The 16630-nt window shown below is 69.1% G+C and carries 17 protein-coding genes; 2 read left to right on the top strand and 15 right to left on the bottom strand.

Annotated elements, in window-relative coordinates:
- Positions 1-8 precede the first annotated feature (8 nt).
- The 9 genes from EZ216_RS00460 to EZ216_RS00420 all read right to left on the bottom strand — a co-directional run bounded on the left by EZ216_RS00460 (position 9) and on the right by EZ216_RS00420 (position 8638).
- A complete protein-coding gene (locus EZ216_RS00460) occupies positions 9-1034 on the bottom strand; it encodes an RNA methyltransferase (protein WP_135247609.1) in 1026 nt (341 codons plus the stop codon).
- Positions 1035-1184: 150 nt separating this feature from the next.
- Entirely contained in the window at positions 1185-3233 is a 2049-nt protein-coding gene (gene paaZ / locus EZ216_RS00455; protein WP_135247608.1) for a phenylacetic acid degradation bifunctional protein PaaZ, read from the bottom strand.
- The gene (locus tag EZ216_RS00450; RefSeq protein ID WP_135247607.1) at positions 3230-3940 is read right to left on the bottom strand and encodes a TetR/AcrR family transcriptional regulator; all 711 of its coding nucleotides are present in this window, start codon (positions 3938-3940) and stop codon (positions 3230-3232) included. The genes paaZ and EZ216_RS00450 overlap by 4 nt, the downstream gene beginning before the upstream one ends.
- 6 nt (positions 3941-3946) lie before the next feature.
- On the bottom strand, positions 3947-5035 hold the full coding sequence (gene paaE, locus EZ216_RS00445) for a 1,2-phenylacetyl-CoA epoxidase subunit PaaE (protein WP_135247606.1): 1089 nt from the start codon (positions 5033-5035) through the stop codon (positions 3947-3949).
- Positions 5036-5182: 147 nt separating this feature from the next.
- Positions 5183-5683 carry a 1,2-phenylacetyl-CoA epoxidase subunit PaaD gene (gene paaD, locus EZ216_RS21690; RefSeq protein ID WP_135249073.1) on the bottom strand — a complete coding sequence of 167 codons (501 nt, stop codon included), beginning with the start codon at positions 5681-5683 and terminating at the stop codon, positions 5183-5185.
- Positions 5684-5688: 5 nt separating this feature from the next.
- Complete coding sequence (gene paaC / locus EZ216_RS21685) at positions 5689-6465, bottom strand: 1,2-phenylacetyl-CoA epoxidase subunit PaaC (protein ID WP_135247605.1); 777 nt, start codon at positions 6463-6465, stop codon at positions 5689-5691.
- A gap of 7 nt (positions 6466-6472) precedes the next feature.
- Positions 6473-6766, bottom strand: a complete 294-nt coding sequence (gene paaB, locus EZ216_RS00430) for a 1,2-phenylacetyl-CoA epoxidase subunit PaaB (RefSeq protein WP_135247604.1) — start codon at positions 6764-6766, stop codon at positions 6473-6475.
- Positions 6767-6915: 149 nt separating this feature from the next.
- Entirely contained in the window at positions 6916-7929 is a 1014-nt protein-coding gene (gene paaA, locus EZ216_RS00425; protein WP_135247603.1) for a 1,2-phenylacetyl-CoA epoxidase subunit PaaA, read from the bottom strand.
- Positions 7930-8137: 208 nt separating this feature from the next.
- Positions 8138-8638, bottom strand: a complete 501-nt coding sequence (locus EZ216_RS00420; RefSeq protein WP_135247602.1) for an Lrp/AsnC family transcriptional regulator — start codon at positions 8636-8638, stop codon at positions 8138-8140.
- A gap of 219 nt (positions 8639-8857) precedes the next feature.
- On the opposite strand from EZ216_RS00420, the gene EZ216_RS00415 reads away from it, so the two are divergent.
- Complete coding sequence (locus EZ216_RS00415) at positions 8858-12517, top strand: indolepyruvate ferredoxin oxidoreductase family protein (RefSeq protein WP_135247601.1); 3660 nt, start codon at positions 8858-8860, stop codon at positions 12515-12517.
- A 116-nt stretch (positions 12518-12633) separates the two neighbouring features.
- Positions 12634-13680 carry a DUF898 family protein gene (locus EZ216_RS00410; RefSeq protein ID WP_167772786.1) on the top strand — a complete coding sequence of 349 codons (1047 nt, stop codon included), beginning with the start codon at positions 12634-12636 and terminating at the stop codon, positions 13678-13680.
- Between the two features lie 9 nt (positions 13681-13689).
- On the opposite strand, the gene EZ216_RS21940 is transcribed toward EZ216_RS00410, so the two are convergent.
- From EZ216_RS21940 to EZ216_RS00385, 6 genes are all read right to left on the bottom strand, one after another.
- Positions 13690-13812 carry a hypothetical protein gene (locus tag EZ216_RS21940; protein ID WP_275405125.1) on the bottom strand — a complete coding sequence of 41 codons (123 nt, stop codon included), beginning with the start codon at positions 13810-13812 and terminating at the stop codon, positions 13690-13692.
- A gap of 72 nt (positions 13813-13884) precedes the next feature.
- Complete coding sequence (locus EZ216_RS00405) at positions 13885-14157, bottom strand: DUF4242 domain-containing protein (RefSeq protein ID WP_135247599.1); 273 nt, start codon at positions 14155-14157, stop codon at positions 13885-13887.
- A 206-nt stretch (positions 14158-14363) separates the two neighbouring features.
- The gene (locus EZ216_RS00400; protein ID WP_205959598.1) at positions 14364-15173 is read right to left on the bottom strand and encodes a crotonase/enoyl-CoA hydratase family protein; all 810 of its coding nucleotides are present in this window, start codon (positions 15171-15173) and stop codon (positions 14364-14366) included.
- 43 nt (positions 15174-15216) lie between these two features.
- Positions 15217-15459 carry a hypothetical protein gene (locus tag EZ216_RS00395; RefSeq protein WP_135247598.1) on the bottom strand — a complete coding sequence of 81 codons (243 nt, stop codon included), beginning with the start codon at positions 15457-15459 and terminating at the stop codon, positions 15217-15219.
- Positions 15460-15659: 200 nt separating this feature from the next.
- Positions 15660-16106 carry a hypothetical protein gene (locus EZ216_RS00390; protein ID WP_135247597.1) on the bottom strand — a complete coding sequence of 149 codons (447 nt, stop codon included), beginning with the start codon at positions 16104-16106 and terminating at the stop codon, positions 15660-15662.
- Between the two features lie 79 nt (positions 16107-16185).
- The gene (locus EZ216_RS00385; RefSeq protein WP_135247596.1) at positions 16186-16623 is read right to left on the bottom strand and encodes a hypothetical protein; all 438 of its coding nucleotides are present in this window, start codon (positions 16621-16623) and stop codon (positions 16186-16188) included.
- Between the last annotated feature and the right edge of the window lie 7 nt (positions 16624-16630).

Here is a 16630-nt window from a genome sequence, read left to right as displayed (position 1 = left end):
GGGGTCGGTTACGCGGCCCAGTGCACCACGGCTTCGCGCCGCGCGCGCGAACGCAGCTGGCCGCAGCCGCCGTCCACGTCCTGGCCGGCGGAATGGCGAAGCTTGGTGAGCACGCCGCGGCGGTGCAGGCGGCGCGCCATCTCGGCGGCCTTTTCCCACGCGGGCCGGCGGAAAGGCAGGTCCGGCACGGTGTTGTACGGGATGAGGTTCAGCACGGCCCAGCGGCCGTGCAGCAGGCGCACGATGCCTTCGATCTCCTCGTCGGTGTCGTTCACGCCTTCCAGCAGCGTCCACTGCACCTGCAGCGGGTAGCCGGTGACGCGCGCGTAGCCGTCGCCGGCGGCAATGAGGTCGTCGGGCGTGATGCGCGGCGCGCGGGGCAGCAGCTCGGCGCGCAGGTCGGCGCGTGTGGTGTGCAGCGACAGCGCCAGCGCCGGTTTCACCGGGCCGCGCGGCAGGCGCTCGAAAGCGCGCTCGTCGCCGACGGTGGAGAACACCAGGTTCTTGTGACCGACGTTGCCCACCGTGCCGAGGAAGTCGATGGCGTCCATCACGTGCGCCAAGTTGTGCGCGGGTTCGCCCATGCCCATGAAGACGACCTTCTTCACCGGGCGGATGGACCGCGCCAGGGCCACCTGCGCCACGATCTCGGCGCTGCCCAGCTGGCGGATCAGGCCTTCGCGGCCGGTCATGCAGAACCTGCAGCCGACCGCGCAGCCGATCTGCGTGGACACGCACAGCCCGCCGCGCGGCAGCAGCACGCTTTCGCACGCCTGGCCGTCGGCCAGCTTCACCAGCAGCCGCTCGGAACCGTCCTCGCCGGGATGGCGGGAGACGAGTTGCGCGATCCGCGCGAATCCTTCCGTGACGGCCGGCAACTGCTCCAGCAGCGAATGCGGCATGAAGGTGGCGAGCTCCCGCGGCCCGTCGTCCTGCGGCAGCGCCTGCGACCAGAGGCGCAGCACCCGGCGCTCGTGCGCGGGCCCGGCGCCGGCGGCGCGCAGGCGGTGGCGGAGGTCGTCTATCGAAGTCACGGGGGGATTATCGGAAATGCGGGGGCGGACTCCCTTACGCAGAGTTCGCGGAGGGGGCGCAGAGACCGCAGAGAAAACATCAAAAGGGATTCTTCTCTTCTCTGCGCCCTCTGCGCCCCCTCCGCGAACTCTGCGTAAGGGTGTCCGGATTCACCCCCGCTTCGCCACCAGCGTCAGGATGTCGTAGCTCGCCACCAGCTCGCCGTCCTGGTTCGTCACCTCGACGTCCCAGGCGACCACGCCTTGCCCCTGCCCCTTGGCGTCCTTCTTGCGGCGGTCGATCTTGCGCTTGGCGGTCAGGCGAGCCTGGATGGTGTCGCCGATGCCCACGGGCTTGACGAAGCGCAGCGTGTCCAGCCCGTAATTGGCCAGCACCGGGCCCGGCGCGGGCGAGACGAACAGGCCCGCGGCGGCGGACAGCACGAAGTAGCCGTGCGCGATGCGCTTGCCGAAAGGGCTGTCTTTCGCCGCCACTTCGTCGAAGTGCATGTAGAAGTAATCGCCCGAGATGCCGCCGAAGTTGACGATGTCGGCTTCGCCCACCGTGCGGCGGTGCGTCAGCAGCGAGTCGCCGACCTGCAGGTCCTCGAAGTAGCGGCGGAAGGGGTGGATCTCGCTTTCGCGCACCTTCGCGCCACGCACGAACTCGCCGGTCACGGCGGTCAGCATCGTGGGCGAGCCTTGCACGGCGGCGCGCTGCAGGTAGTGCTTCACCGCGCGCAGGCCGCCCAGTTCCTCGCCGCCACCGGCGCGGCCGGGGCCGCCGTGCTTGAGCATCGGCAGCGGCGAACCGTGGCCCGTGGACTCGGCGGCGGCTTCGCGGTCCAGCACCAGGATGCGGCCGTGCGTCATCGCGGCCGCGGGCACGAAGCGCGCGGCGGTGGCGGGGTCCTTGGTCACCAGCGTGCCCACCAGGCTGCCCTTGCCTTTGGCGGCCAGCGCCAGCGCCTCGTCCAGGTCTTCGTACGGCATCAGCGTGCTGACCGGACCGAAAGCCTCGATGTCGTGCACCGAGTCGTCGCCCATCGCGTTCTTCGCCAGCAGCAGCGTCGGCGCGAAGAACGCGCCTTCGGCCACGCCGTCGCCCTTGGGCGAGAAGCCGTCCTTCTCGCCGAACACCAGCTCGGCGTTCTTCATCAGCGCCTTCACGCGCTCGGCCACGTCGGCCTTCTGGTCCAGCGAAGCCAGCGCGCCCATGCGCACGTCTTCCAGCGAGGGATCGCCCACGACCACTTTCGCCAGCCGCGCGCGCAGGCGCGAAGAGACTTCATCGACGTACTTGCGCGGCACGATGGCGCGGCGGATGGCGGTGCACTTCTGGCCCGCCTTCACCGTCATCTCGCGCGCCACTTCCTTGACGAACAGGTCGAACTCCTCGTCGTCGGGCGTCACGTCGGGCGCCAGCACGGCCATGTTCAGCGAATCGGCCTCGGCGTTGAACGGAATGGAATGGCGAATGACGTTCGGGTGCACGCGCAGCTTGGCCGCCGTGTCGGCCGAGCCGGTGAACGTCACCACGTCGGCGCCTTCCAGGCGGTCCAGCAGGTCGCCGGTGCCGCCGATCACCAGCTGCAGGCTGCCTTCGGGCAGCAGGCCCGATTCGACCATCAGCCGCACGGCTTTTTCGGTGAGGTAGCTGGTGGCGGTGGCGGGCTTGCCGATGCAGGGCACGCCGGCCAGGAAGCTGGGCGCGAACTTCTCCAGCAGGCCCCACACCGGGAAGTTGAACGCGTTGATGTGCACCGCCACGCCGCCGCGCGGCACCAGGATGTGGGTGCCGGCAAAAGCGTTCTTCTTGCCCAGCGGCACCGCCGGGCCTTCGTGCACCACGTTGCCGGAAGGCAGCTCGTTGGTGCCGACGCTGGCATACGCGAACAGCGTGCCGCTGCCGCCTTCGATGTCGATCCAGCCGTCGGTGCGCGTGGCGCCGGTGTGGGCGCTGACGGCGTACAGCTCCTCCTTGCGGTCGGCGAGGAACTTCGCCAGCGCCTTCAGCCGCTCGGCGCGCTGCTGGAAGTCCAGCTTCAGCAGGTTGGGCACGCCCACCTTGCGCGCGTGCTGCACGGCTTCGGCGAAGTCGAGCTTCTCCGCGTGCGTGGCGGCGACGGGCTTGCCATTGACGGCGTTGCGCAGGACCTGCGCGGACTCCTTGCCGATCCAGCGGCCGGCGATGTAGCTTTGGAGGGTGGTGAGGGTCATGGGGTCTCCTTGTCTTTCTCCCTCTCCCGCCGGCGGGAGAGGGTTGGGGTGAGGGTGGAGCGGCCGTCGCCCTCATCCCCCGCCTTCTCCCGCGAGCGGGAGAAGGAGCCTTCGGGTGATTTCACGGCGCCCAGCCCGCCCAGGAACAAATCCGCCACCACCGGCGCCATCGCCGTGTGGTCCAGCGTGCCGTCGGGCTTGAGCCAGGTGAACATCCAGTTGACCATGCCGAACAGCAGCATGGTCAGCGGTTTTGCGAGCGCCACCTCATCCAGGTCCGGCCGCAGCGCGGCGACTGCCTTCGCGAACGCGGAAACCACCTCGCGCTCGCGGCTCACGATGCGCGCCCGGTCCGCGGGTTCGAGGAACCGCACCTCGCTGGTCAGCACCCAGTGCTCGTCCTGCGCATCGGCGTACTCTTCCACCAGCCGCGCGATCAGCGTGCGCAACCTCGCTTCGCCGGCGGGCCCTTCCGCCGCTTCGACGGCGATGCGCTGCAGCCGCTCCACATGCGTGTCGGCGATCGAGAACAGCAGCGCGTACTTGTCGCGGTAGTAGTGGTACAGCGTCGCCTTCGACAGGCCGCATGCCTGCGCCACCTGGTTCATCGAGGTAGCCGAGTAACCCTGCATCGCGAACAGCCGCGCCGCGCCCGCGAGGATGGCCCCGCGCTGGTCGTCGTAGCCGGCGTGGCGTCCTCGGCCCATGGCGGCTCAGCGCTCGTCGAAGGACAGGACCACCCGCTCGCTCACCGGGTGCGCCTGGCAAGTCAGGATGAAGCCGGCCGCCACTTCCTTCTTGTCGAGGGCGAAGTTGCGCTCCATGCGCACCTCGCCTTCCACCAGCTTGGCGCGGCAGGTGCCGCACACGCCGGAGGTGCAGGAGAAAGGCACTTCCAGGCCGGCCGCCGAAGCGCAGTCCAGGATGCTGGGCTGGTCGCGCGTGAACGTGATCTCGCGCTGCAGGCCGTCGCGCACGATGACCACCTTGGCCTGCTCGGCGTCGCCCGGCTTGGCTTCGTGCATCACCGCCCCCACGGCGCCCGCGGCCGGCGCGGGCACGCCGAAGCGCTCGATGTGCACGCGGTCTTCCGGCACGCCCGCGCCCAGCAGCGCGGCCTCGGCCTCGTCGTTCATCTGGAACGGCCCGCAGACGAAAGCGTGGTCGATGCGCCCGGCCGGGACCACGGTGCGCAGGAACTCGCCGAGTTTGTCGCGGTTCATCACCCCCATGTTCAGCGGCGCGTCGGTGTGCTCGTCGGAGAACACGTGGTGCAGCACGAACCGCGTCATGTAGCGATCCTTCAGGTCCTCGATCTCTTCCTTGAACATCGTGGACCTGAGGCTGCGGTTGCCGTAGATCAGGGTGAAGCGGCTGTGCGGCTCGCGCGCCAGCACGGTCTTCATGATCGACAGGATGGGCGTGATGCCGCTGCCGCCCGCGATGCCCAGGTACTGGTGCTCCGCCTGCGGGTCGATGGGCACGAAGAAGCGGCCTTGCGGCGCCATCACGCTGAGCGTGTCGCCGGGTTTCAGCGATTCGTTGATCCAGTTGGAGAACACGCCGCCGCGCACCTTGCGCACGCCCACGCGCAGCTCGCCGTCGTCCACACCTGCGCAGATGGAATACGACCGCCGCAGGTCCTGGCCGTCGATGTCCTTGCGCAGCGTGAGGTACTGGCCCTGCGTGAAGCCGAACACCGGCTGCAGGTCCGGCGGCACCTCGAACGAAACGATCACCGCTTCCTGCGTGTCGGGGGTGATGGCCTTGACTTTCAGCGGGTGGAAGAGAGGGTTATTCATGTTGAAGGCCCTTGAATGCGGGGTCCGCAACGCAGAGGACGCAGAGCGAGCGCAGAGATCGCAGAGAAAAAGCCAGAAAGGCTTTTCTCCTTGCCTTCTCTGCGTCCTCTGCGAATTTCCGCGTTCTCTGCGTTGCGGACCCCGTATTCATATCGGCTTGAAATGTTCGAACGGTTCCCGACAGGACACGCAGCGGTACATCGCTTTGCAGGCGGTCGAGCCGAAAGCCGACAGCCGCTCGGTGTGGGTGCTGCCACAGCGCGGGCAGGCGATCGCAGGTTCGCGGCGGACGATGCGGATGGGCGAGACCCCCTCGGGTAGCACGGGCCCCGGCGGTGCGATGCCGTAGTCGAGCAGCTTGCGCTTGCCTTCGTCGGTGATCCAGTCGGTGGTCCACGCGGGCGCGCGGCGCAAGGTCGCGCGCGCCGGGCCGAGCCCCTCGGCCTGCAAGGCGCCGAGCACGCTCTGCTCGATCACCTCGGTCGCAGGGCAACCCGAGTACGTCGGCGTGAGCACCACCTCCAGCTCTTCGCCGTGGTCGATGACGTCGCGCACGATGCCCAGGTCGCGCACCGACAGCGCCGGCACCTCGGGGTCCAGCACCTCGCCCAGCACGTCCCAGGCCCGCTGCACGCGGTCGGCCGCCATGGGAGTCACCACACGCCGCCCGGGTAGGCGCGCTGCAAGTACTGCATCTCGGCCAGCAGGAAGCCCATGTGCTCGCTGTGCACGCCGCGCTTGCCGGCGGAGACGAAGGGCGTGCCCTTGGGGATCTCGAGCCCGGCCTCGCCGAGAAGCTCCGCCATCTGCGCGTCCCAGGGGTCCGACAGGTCGGCCCAGCGCGGGCCCAGGCCCGAGGCGCCGGCCTGCTCGTCGACCTCGTCTTCCGAGAACAGCTCGGCGGTGTACGGCCACAGCTGGTCCAGCGCGGTGCGCAGGCGGCGCAGCGATTCGTCGGTGCCCTGCCCCAGGCGCACCACCCAGTCGAACGCGTGCTGCTGGTGGTAGCGCGCCTCCTTCACCGCCTTGCCGGCGATGGCGGCCAGTTCCTCGTCGCTGGAATGCTTCAGGCTGTCCCACAGCAGGCGGAAGAACGAAGCCATCATCGCGTTGCGCAGCACGGTGAACGCGAAGTCGCCGCGCGGCAGTTCCACCAGCGTCACGTTGCGGAAGTCGCGCTCCTCGCGAAGGAAAGCCAGCTGGTCCTCGTCGTAGCCATGGCCGTCCAGCTGGCCCGCGCGCGTGAGCACCGCGCGCGCCTGGCCCACCAGGTCCAGCGCCATGTTGGCCAGGGCGATGTCTTCTTCCAGCTGCGGGGCGTGGCCGGTCCATTCGGCCAGCCGCTGGCCGAGCACCAATGCGGTGTCGCCGATGCGCAGCAGGTACTGCACGGCGGGATCGTTCTTCAGTTGGATCGATGCGGCACTCATGCGGGCCTCACATGTGGTCGACCGAGTCGGGCAGCTTGTAGAAGGTCGGGTGGCGGTACACCTTGTCTTCCATCGGGTCGAAGTACATGTCCTTCTCGCCGGGGTCGCTGGCCACGATCTGGTCGGACCGCACCACCCACACGCTGGTGCCTTCCTGGCGGCGCGTGTACACGTCGCGCGCCAGCTGGATCGCCATCTTCGCGTCGGCCGCGTGCAGGCTGCCGCAGTGCTTGTGGTCCAGGCCCGACTTGCTGCGGACGAACACTTCCCACAGGGGCCACTCTTGCTTCTCTTCGCTCATGTCAGTCTCCGGAATTCAATGCGGGGTCCGCAGCGCAGAGGACGCGGAGCAAGCGCAGAGATCGCAGAGGAAAACCATAAAGACTTTTCCTTTTGCCTGCTCTGCGTCCTCTGCGAATTTCTGCGTCCTCTGCGCTGCGGACCCCGTATTCATGCGGCCATCTGCGCAGGCGAGGCCTGCTGCCTGGCGGCGTAAGCCAGCGCGGCTTCGCGCACCCACGCACCGTCGTCCCACGCCTTCACGCGGGCGGCCAGGCGTTCCTTGTTGCAGGGGCCGTGGCCCTGCACGACGGCCCAGAAGTGGTCCCAGTCGATGGGGCCGAAGTCGTAGTGCTCGCGCTCGGCGTTCCACTTCAGTTCGGGGTCGGGCAGCGTCACGCCCAGCACCTTGGCCTGCTCGCAGGTGGCGTCGATGAAGCGCTGGCGCAATTCGTCGTTGCTCACGCGCTTGATGCCCCAGCGCATGGACTGCGCGGTGTTGGGCGACTGGTCGTCGGGCGGGCCGAACATCATGATCGACGGCCACCACCAGCGGTTGACGGCGTCCTGCACCATCGCCTTCTGCGCATCGGTGCCCTTTTGCATCATCGTCAGCAGCGACTCGAAGCCCTGGCGCTGGTGGAAGCTTTCTTCGCGGCAGATGCGGATCATGGCGCGCGCGTACGGCCCGTACGAGCAGCGGCAGATCGGCACCTGGTTCATGATGGCCGCGCCGTCCACCAGCCAGCCGATGACGCCCACGTCGGCCCAGGTGAGCGTGGGGTAGTTGAAGATGGAGCTGTACTTGGCCTTGCCCGCGTGCAGCGCGTCGAGCATCTGGTCGCGGCTGGTGCCCAGCGTCTCGGCAGCGGAATACAGGTACAGGCCGTGGCCGCCTTCATCCTGCACCTTCGCCAGCAGGATGGCCTTGCGCTTGAGCGTCGGCGCGCGCGAGATCCAGTTGCCTTCGGGCAGCATGCCCACGATCTCCGAATGCGCGTGCTGGCTGATCTGCCGCACCAGCGTCTTGCGGTAGTGGTCCGGCATCCAGTCCTTGCCTTCGATGAACTCGCCGGCCGCGATGCGCGCCTCGAACCGCTCTTCCAGCTGCATCTCGTCGGCCGAGCGCACCGGCTTGCGCGCGCCCTCGTCCTTGCCCATGGTGTCCATCGCCTGCGTGTACATGCGGTCTCCTGTGTGCTGCGGACGGAATTAACCGACCGGTCGGTCGATAATAGGGGAAGTCGGTGCGGGGTGCAAGCGGCGCGAACGCGGACACCCTTACGCAGAGTTCGCAGAGGGTACGCAGAGATCGCGGAGGAAACCTTCAGCTTTTTTTCTTCCCTGCGGACTCTGCGATTCCTCTGCGAACTCTGCGTAAGGGTGTCCGCTTTCAGCGGCGAGCCCGCCGCGCAGGAGCCTTCCCCGGCACGTCCAGCGGCAGCCGCGTCTCCGACTTCACCTCCTTCAGCACCACGCTCGACCGCACGTGTGTCACGCCGGGCAGCTTGAACATGGTGTCGTGCAGGAAGCTCTCGTAGCGCTTGATGTCGGGCACCAGCACCTTGATGAGGTAGTCGGCCTGCCCGGTCGTGGCGTAACAGCTGACGATGCGCGGCTCAGCGGCGACGGCCTGCTCGAACTTGCGCACGTCGTCTTCGTGGTGGCGCGTGAGGTTCACCTCGGCCAGCACGCAGAGGGTGAGGCCGACGCGCTCGCGGTCCACCAGGGCGGTGTAGCCGCGGATCACGCCGGACGACTCCATTTCCTTCACGCGCTTCCAGCACGGCGTGCTCGACAGGCCCGTGGCCGCGGCGAGCTGCTGCACGGTCTGGCGGCTGTCGCGCTGCAGTTCGGCAAGCAGCAGCACGTCGTGGCGGTCGAGTTCTTCCATTCTTTTCGTCCGTCGATTTGGAGAACACCATTCTCTTCCATAGCCTTGAATACAGGAATGAAAGGAACAATTTCCTCGCGAGCACAGCTAACCTCTTCCCATCGCCGTCATGGCGGGCTTGACCCGCCATCCATCTCCGGGAAGTCGATCGCGCGTGGACGGCGTGCAGGAGGTGGATGCCGGGTTCAGCCCGGCATGACAAGGCCCCGGAGACAAGCCATGGACACCAGCACCCTCGCCCGCCCCGACTACCAGCTCAGCGATTCCCTGTGGGCGCGCAGCGGCGCGATCTTTCTCACCGGCACGCAGGCGCTGGTCCGCCTGATGCTGATGCAACGCCAGCGCGACGCCGCCGCGGGGCTGAACACGCAGGGCTTCATCAGCGGCTACCGCGGCTCGCCGCTCGGCATGGTCGATCAGGCGGTGTGGAAGGCCGGCAAGAAGTTCGACGAGGCCGGCTTGCGCTTCCTGCCCGCCATCAACGAGGAGCTGGGCGCCACCGCGGTGCTGGGCACGCAGCGCGTGGAAGCCGACCCCGAGCGCACCTGCGACGGCGTGTTCGCCATGTGGTACGGCAAGGGCCCGGGCGTGGACCGCGCCGGCGACGCGCTGAAGCACGGCAACGCGTACGGCGCGTCGCCGCACGGCGGCGTGCTGATGGTGGCGGGCGACGACCACGGCTGCGTGTCGTCGTCCATGCCGCACCAGAGCGACCACGCGTTCATTTCCTGGCACGCGCCCATCGTCTCGCCGGCCACCGTGGCCGAGTACCTGGAGTTCGGCCTGTACGGCTGGCAGCTGTCGCGCTTCTCGGGCAACTGGGTGGGCTTCACCGCGCTGTCGGAAGTGGTGGAAAGCGCATCCACCGTCGACCTGGACCTGGTGAACGCGCGCGTGGCCGCGTGGCAGGACGCGGACACCGTGCGCACGCTCACCGGCTACACGCCGCCCGCCGGCGGCCTGCACTACCGCTGGCCAGACCTGCCTTCGCTGGTGATCGAGCAGCGCCTGCACGCCAAGCTGGAAGCGGTGCGCGCGTTCGCCCGCATCAACAGCATCGACCGCCACGTGGTCAGCAGCGACCACGCCACCGTGGGCATCGTCACCGCGGGCAAGGCGCATGGCGATTTCATGGAGGTGCTGCGCCGGCTGGACATCTCCACCGACACGCTGGCCAAGCACGGCGTGCGCATCTACAAGCTGGGCCTCACCTGGCCGGTCGAGCCCACGCGCATGCGCGACTTCGCGCGCGGCCTGAAGGAAGTGCTGGTCATCGAGGAGAAAGGCGCCGTCGTCGAAGACCAGTTGCGCGCCATGTTCTACAACGCGGCCGAACGGCCGGTGATCGTGGGCAAGACCGATGCGCAGGGCGCGCCGCTGGTGTCCGCGCTGGGCGAGCTGCGGCCTTCGCGCCTGATCGGCATCGTGGCCACCTGGCTGGTGAAGCATTTCGCCGACCTGGACCGGCGCCACCTGGTGCGCGACTTCACGCTGCCCGAGCTGCTGTCCAACGACGCCGACAGCGTGAAGCGCCTGCCCTACTTCTGCGCCGGCTGCCCGCACAACACCAGCACGCGCGTGCCCGAGGGCTCGCATGCGCAGGCCGGCATCGGCTGCCACTTCATGGCCAGCTGGATGGACCGCGACACCGAAGGCCTGATCCAGATGGGCGGCGAAGGCGTGGACTGGGTGTCGCACGCCATGTTCACCAAGGTGCCGCACGTGTTCCAGAACCTGGGCGACGGCACCTACTACCACTCGGGCTACCTCGCCATCCGCCAGGCCGTGGCCGCGCGCGCCACGCTCACCTACAAGATCCTGTTCAACGACGCGGTGGCGATGACCGGGGGCCAGCCGGTGGACGGCATCATCAGCGTCGACGGCATCGCGCGGCAGGTGGAAGCCGAAGGCGTGAAGCAGGTGGTGGTGGTGTCCGACGACATCCGCAAGTACGACGCCATCCACTCGCGTTTTCCCGAAGGCACCGAGTTCCACGACCGCGACCAGATGGATGCCGTGCAGCGCCGCCTGCGCGAGATCGCCGGCGTCACCGTGCTGATCTACGAGCAGACGTGCGCCGCGGAAAAGCGCCGGCGCCGCAAGAAAGGCGAGCTGGTCGATCCGGCGCGCCGCGTCTTCATCAACGACCGCGTGTGCGAAGGGTGTGGCGATTGCAGCGTGCAGAGCAACTGCGTCGCGGTGCTGCCGACCGAAACGCCGCTGGGCCGCAAGCGCAAGATCGACCAGAGCAGCTGCAACAAGGACTACTCGTGCGTGAAGGGGTTCTGCCCCAGCTTCGTCGGCGTGTCGGGCGGGCAGCTGCGCAAGAGGGCGGGGGCATTGGCGTCATCCCCGCGGAGGCGGGGATCCATGGCTTCGATGGACGCCGTCGACGCGGGCGCCATGGATTCCCGCCTGCGCGGGAATGACGCGGAGACGGCTCTCGGCGAATTCCAGCGCCGGGTGGAGGCATTGCCCATCCCGGCATCGCACACCTGGACCGCCCCCTACGACCTCCTCGTCACCGGCGTCGGCGGCACCGGCGTGGTGACCGTGGGCGCGCTGATCACCATGGCCGCGCACCTGGAAGGCAAGTCGGCCAGCGTGCTCGACTTCATGGGCTTCGCGCAGAAAGGCGGCTCGGTGCTCAGCTTCGTGCGCCTGGCCGACGTGCCGGCGCGGCTGAACCAGGTGCGCATCGACACGCAGCAGGCCGACGCGCTGCTCGCCTGCGACCTCGTCGTGGGCGCCTCGCCCGACGCGCTGGCCACCGTGCGCCATGGCCGCACGCGCATCCTCGCCAACACGCACGAAGTGCCGGTGGCCGAAAGCCTGCGCAACCCGGACGCGTCGCTGAAGGTGCCCGCGTTGCTGGAGAAGCTGCGCTTCGCCGCCGGCGCCGACCGCGTGGAAACGCTGGATGCGCAGGCGCTGGCCGAAGCCTTCATCGGCGATGCCATCGTTTCCAACATCCTCGCGCTCGGCTACGCGTGGCAGCGCGGCCTGGTGCCGGTGGGCCTGGCGGCGCTGATGCGCGCCATCGAGCTCAACGGCGTGGGCGTGCGCAACAACCAGCTGGCGTTCTCGCTGGGGCGGCTGGCCGCGGCCGACGCGCAAGCCGTCGCGGAACTGCTGCGCGGCGAAGCTTCGCCGGAATCCGCCGCCGCGGGCAGCAGCCTGGACGCCATCGTCACGCTGGGCATGCGCCACCTCACCGGCTACCAGGACGCGGCCTACGCGCGCCGCTTCGCCGACTTCGTCGCGCGCGTGCGCACCCGTGAGGCTTCGCTGGGCCTGGACGCCTCGCTGCCATTCACGCGCGCCGTGGCGCAGTCGCTGCTGAAGCTGATGGCGTACAAGGACGAGTACGAGGTCGCGCGCCTGTACACCGACGGCGAGTTCCTGCGCTCGCTGCGCCAGCAGTTCGAGGGCGACCTGTCGCTGGAGTTCTACATGGCGCCGCCCTTCCTCAGCCGGCCGAAGCACGGCGAGCGTCCGCGCAAGGTGCGCCTGGGCGGCTGGATGATGCCGGCGCTGCGCGTGCTGGCGCACGGCCGGCGCCTGCGCGGCTCGGTGTTCGATCTCTTCGGCCACACGCAGGAGAGGCGGCTGGAGCGCCAGCTGATCGCCGACTTCAGCAAGCGCGTGGAGTCGCTGCTGCCGGTCCTGTCGGCCGACCGCCTGGCCGTCGCCACCGAGATCGCGAAGGTGCCGCTGTCGATGCGCGGCTACGGTCCGGTGAAGCTGGCCAACGTGGCCACGGCCCGCGCGCGCGAGGCGGAGCTGCTGTACCGGTTCGATCCGGAGACCTACCCGCGCCCCGCGCAGGCGGTCGCCCCCGGCCAGTTCCGGGGCATCCGCGTGACGGCGGCGGCGTGAACGGAATGCCGGGGGTGGATCCCGGCATTCGCCGGGATGACAGCAAGGGGCAGGAACGGCGCCCCGAGCTTTGTCATGCCGGGCTTGACCCGGCATCCACCTCCGGTGACCGGGTCATGCGCGAAGATCGGAGCACCTTCGCCTTCACCGGCAGCGGCGAAGACCTTCGCCGCCACCTGCGCCGCGACAGGCTGGTGAACCTGCTGCTCGGTGGTCTGTACACACCTGTCGTCCGCCGCCGCCAGGCGCGCTATCTCGCGTCCAACACGGCGCTGGATGGCACATCGGTGCAGTGGACCGACGTGCCCCGCTCGCGCCTGCCCGCGCTGCTGTTGCTGCTGCTCTTCGTCGGCCTGCGCGTGGCCGGTGAATTCGGCGAAGGGCCGCCGATGCCGCTGGTGATCGCCGGCGGCGTGCTGATGCTGCCGTACCTGTGGGCGGTGTCCGCCGCGAGGTCCCTCGACGCGCTGTCGTGGCGCGGCATGCACCTTCGCTTCACGGCAACTTGGCCGGCGATCTATCGCGCAAGCTGGCCGTTGTTCGCGCTCGGGCTGCCATGGGCCGTCGCGCAGCCATGGGTTACGGCGAAGCTGCAAGGCGCGGCGCCGGACCTGCGCTGGCTGTGGCCGATCTCGGCCGTCGCGCTGGTGGCGTATCCGCTGCTGGTGCGGCAAGGCTACGAGTGGCACCGGCTGCGCGTGTCCGCCGCCACGGTGGACGGCCACGCGGTGCGATCGCCCACCGGCTTCGGGCCGTACCTGCGGCAATGGCTGGCGACCACGGCGCTCGTGCTCGTCACCGCCGTCGCACCCGTCCTCTTGCTGCGGCACCTGCTGGGGATTGCGCTCACGCCGGCCGATCCGAACGACGTGGCGAGCCTCGCCGTGCCTCTGGTGGCCGCCATGATCGCCTTCCTGCTCTCAACGCCCGCGCGCGCATGGCACGAAGCGCGGATGTTCCGGCTCTGGTGGGACGGCGCTCGGGTAGGCGGCCTCGCGCGCATCGAATGTCGCCTGGACGCCGCCGCGTTCACGCGCCTGCGGACGCCGGCCACCGCACGCGCGCTGCTCACGCTGGGCCGCTCGCGCAGCGAAGCGGCGGTGGCGGCGTGGCGGATGAAACTGGATTCGTTGACGGTGGGGCTGGAAGGTCCGCCGCGTTGAAGCGGCGTTTCACGCCGCGGCGAACAGGCGCGCGAGCAGCGTGCCGAGCAACGCGGCGGTCGCGGTCGTGCCCAGCACCAGGCGGGCAGCGCGTTCGAAATGCGCGAGCGCTTCCAGCAGGTCGTCTTCCATGGAGGACCATCCTGGCGGGGCGCGCCCGCCGGTCGCGTCCGCCAACGGCGCATGGCGCCGTGCGACAACCGCTCAGGCAGCGGTCATCGGGTCGATGATGCCGCGCACCTCGGTGATGCGCGTCGCGGGGAAACCGCTGAGCCTGGCGTGCTCCTTCACAGCGGCCTCGTCTTCCGCGATGTACACGCAGAAGGTCTTGTCGTCCGTCACGTACGACTGTACCCACTGAGCCTTGCCGCCCAGGGCGGCCAGCGCGTCGCAGGAAGTGGCCGCCGCACCCTTGAGCTCCGCGCCCTTGAGTTGGCCCACGCCGGGGATGTCGCGTTCGATCATGTAGCGCTTCATGGAAGTCCTCGCTCGAAGAAACCGCAGCTCGGGTCCGCCTGGCGGCCGCCCTGCGGGTGGCGGCCGTGCGGTGTCGACGGCCGGGCGCCGTGGGCACCGCGGACCGGCCGACAGCTTCTTCCGCGCAAGCCGCGCCGTCCATGCCGCCTGGCGCGGCTTTGTAGCGTTTGGTACGGCAGGGCAGCCGCCGCGCGGCGCCCGTGCCGTCAGCGGAACCGCGCGGCGCGGTTCTCCAGCCCGGCCTGCACGGCCTCCAGCTGGTTGGGGCTGCCGATCAGCGCCTGCTGCTCGCGCGATTCGGCCAGCAGCACTTCGTCGGCCCGCACGGGCGAAGCACCGTTGAGAAGCCGCTTGCCAGCGCGGATGGCATCGGGGCTGCTGGCCGCGATGCGGGCCGCTGCAGCTCGCGCTTCGGCCAGCGGGTCTTCGCACACGCGCGTGGCCAGGCCGATGGCCGCCGCTTCCGTGCCTTCGACGATGCGGCCGGTGAACGCGAGTTCGCGCGCCATGTCGGGCCGCACCAGCTCGGCCAGGAACACCGCGCCCGACATGTCGGGCACCAGACCCCACTTGATCTCCATCACGGAGAACTTCGCGTCGGGCCGCGCATAGCGCACGTCGGCGCCCAGCGCCACCTGCAGGCCGCCGCCGAAAGCCGCGCCCTGCACCGCGGCGATGACGGGCACCGACAGCTCGCGCCAGCCCCATGCGACCTGCTGGAAATGGTTGGCCAGGCCGTGCGTGCGCGCCATCAGGTCGCTGAAGCCCTTGTCGCCGCCGAGGATGGCCGCGAAGCTGCTCTTGTCCAGGCCGGCGCAGAACGCGCGCCCTTCGCCGTGCAGCACCACGGCGCGCAGCGACTTCTCTTCGCGCAGCTGCGCGATGGCACCCACGATGCCGTGGAACATCGCCGGGTCCAGCGCGTTCATCTTGTCGGCGCGCGCCAGCGCGACTTCGGCGACGCCGTCGCCGCCCAGCGTGACGCGCACGCGGTCGTGGTGCAGGGTGGTGCTCATCGCACCACTGTACCGGCTGGGGGCCGGAGCCTGTCTTCTCCGGTCAGCCCCTGCCACGGTGGCGCCGATACCAGACGGCTGCGGCCCAGAACGCGACGGAAACGACAAAAGGCGCGACGAGGATCACGAAAGCGGCGAATTCGCGCCAGGTGAACGGCCGGCCGGCACAGTTCTCGCAATAGACCATGGCGAAGGACTGCACGAACGCGAAGAGCTGCAGCGTCGCGAAAGCCAGCGCGAACAGGATGCCGAACAGCACCTTCTGCCACCTGGCCGTGGCGAGCATCGAAACAGCGGACAGCCCCAGGACGACCGCCGTGACCGGAATGAAGATGAAAAGACCTGTGCCCATGAGCCGCCTTGCCGCAAATGGGCGGGACCTTACGCGGCCACCATGCAGACGCTATCGGCTGGACGGGCCATCGCGCACGATCGGCGCTCCGCGGCGATGGCCGTGAAGCGCTTCGCCAACGACGATGGTGAAAGTCAGGCTTCGGCGCGAAGGTCGTCGAACACGCGCTGCACGGCCTGCGCGTCCCTCTCGTGCACGGACATCGGCGGGCGGGCCGCCTTGTTGCCGTCACCTTCCAGCGGTTCCGCGGTGACGGACAACGGTTCCAGCGTGCCGGCGTCCAGTTCCAGCCGGATGACTTTCACCACCGGCCCGGCCGGCAGCTCGCGCGGGATTCGGCTGCGGTCCAGGTACACGTTGCCGACGCCGACACCGTCCTTGCCGCGGTACACCGGCAGCCAGTGCACCAGCGAACGCGGCTTGAGGCGGAACTTCAGGCCCGGCGCCCCGCGCACCAGCGTGGCCACCGCCACCGCCGGGTCCATGTCCGTCCAGCCGTCGTCGTTCGGCGTCACCTGCACGACCTGGCCGTCGAGCACGGCACGGATGAGATCGGCGTTGGGGATGTCTTTCAATGTCACGATGCGCTCCTGCCGAAGCGAAAAGCAAAAACGCATTGTGGGCAATCCCCGGCGAAGGGGCCTGCTGAGCCAACGCTCTTTACTTCGCGGCCAGCGCCTGCGACAGCTGGATGACGCCCCAGACCAGCAGCACCAGCAGCGCCAGGTTGATCAGCAGCGCGGCGACATGCATGCGGCGGAAACGCCGGATGGCGCCTTCATCGTTCGCCTCGATGCGCAGGCCCAGCCGGTGCATCGCGGGCAGCAGGTGCCGCCGCAACAGGAACGCGGCCGCCGCTATCGCCGCCGTGCCGGCGGCGAAGACGGGGCGGCCCCAGAGCCCATAGCTGGCCGAAGCGCCCAGCCCCGCCCAGAACGCGGCCACGTAGTACACGTTGAAGAATCCGCGGATGAAACGCGCGTCCAGCGGCACATCGTGCTTCAGGACCAGCAGCGGCAGACCGCCCATGATGAAGTACGCCGTGGTCACGAGCAGTGCCACGGTGAAGAAGAAAGCGCCGTAGATGGCGGAAGACATGCGCGGC

The organism is Ramlibacter humi, from assembly GCF_004681975.1.
GTDB classification, from domain to species: Bacteria; Pseudomonadota; Gammaproteobacteria; order Burkholderiales; family Burkholderiaceae_C; genus Ramlibacter; species Ramlibacter humi.
Note: the sequence above shows the minus strand (reverse complement) of the source record. Positions and strands in the feature narration are given on the sequence as shown.

Coding starts and splice junctions, on each gene's coding strand:
- EZ216_RS00400 (WP_205959598.1), bottom strand. CDS start 15,173: ATGAGCACCACCCTGCACCACGACCGCGTGCGCGTCACGCTGGGCGGC.
- EZ216_RS00410 (WP_167772786.1), top strand. CDS start 12,634: ATGCGCGAAGATCGGAGCACCTTCGCCTTCACCGGCAGCGGCGAAGAC.
- EZ216_RS00385 (WP_135247596.1), bottom strand. CDS start 16,623: ATGTCTTCCGCCATCTACGGCGCTTTCTTCTTCACCGTGGCACTGCTC.
- paaZ (WP_135247608.1), bottom strand. CDS start 3,233: ATGACCCTCACCACCCTCCAAAGCTACATCGCCGGCCGCTGGATCGGC.
- EZ216_RS00395 (WP_135247598.1), bottom strand. CDS start 15,459: ATGCTCGCCACGGCCAGGTGGCAGAAGGTGCTGTTCGGCATCCTGTTC.
- EZ216_RS00420 (WP_135247602.1), bottom strand. CDS start 8,638: ATGGAAGAACTCGACCGCCACGACGTGCTGCTGCTTGCCGAACTGCAG.
- EZ216_RS00450 (WP_135247607.1), bottom strand. CDS start 3,940: ATGGGCCGAGGACGCCACGCCGGCTACGACGACCAGCGCGGGGCCATC.
- paaC (WP_135247605.1), bottom strand. CDS start 6,465: ATGAGTGCCGCATCGATCCAACTGAAGAACGATCCCGCCGTGCAGTAC.
- paaD (WP_135249073.1), bottom strand. CDS start 5,683: ATGGCGGCCGACCGCGTGCAGCGGGCCTGGGACGTGCTGGGCGAGGTG.
- paaA (WP_135247603.1), bottom strand. CDS start 7,929: ATGTACACGCAGGCGATGGACACCATGGGCAAGGACGAGGGCGCGCGC.
- EZ216_RS00405 (WP_135247599.1), bottom strand. CDS start 14,157: ATGAAGCGCTACATGATCGAACGCGACATCCCCGGCGTGGGCCAACTC.
- EZ216_RS00415 (WP_135247601.1), top strand. CDS start 8,858: ATGGACACCAGCACCCTCGCCCGCCCCGACTACCAGCTCAGCGATTCC.
- EZ216_RS21940 (WP_275405125.1), bottom strand. CDS start 13,812: ATGGAAGACGACCTGCTGGAAGCGCTCGCGCATTTCGAACGCGCTGCC.
- paaB (WP_135247604.1), bottom strand. CDS start 6,766: ATGAGCGAAGAGAAGCAAGAGTGGCCCCTGTGGGAAGTGTTCGTCCGC.
- paaE (WP_135247606.1), bottom strand. CDS start 5,035: ATGAATAACCCTCTCTTCCACCCGCTGAAAGTCAAGGCCATCACCCCC.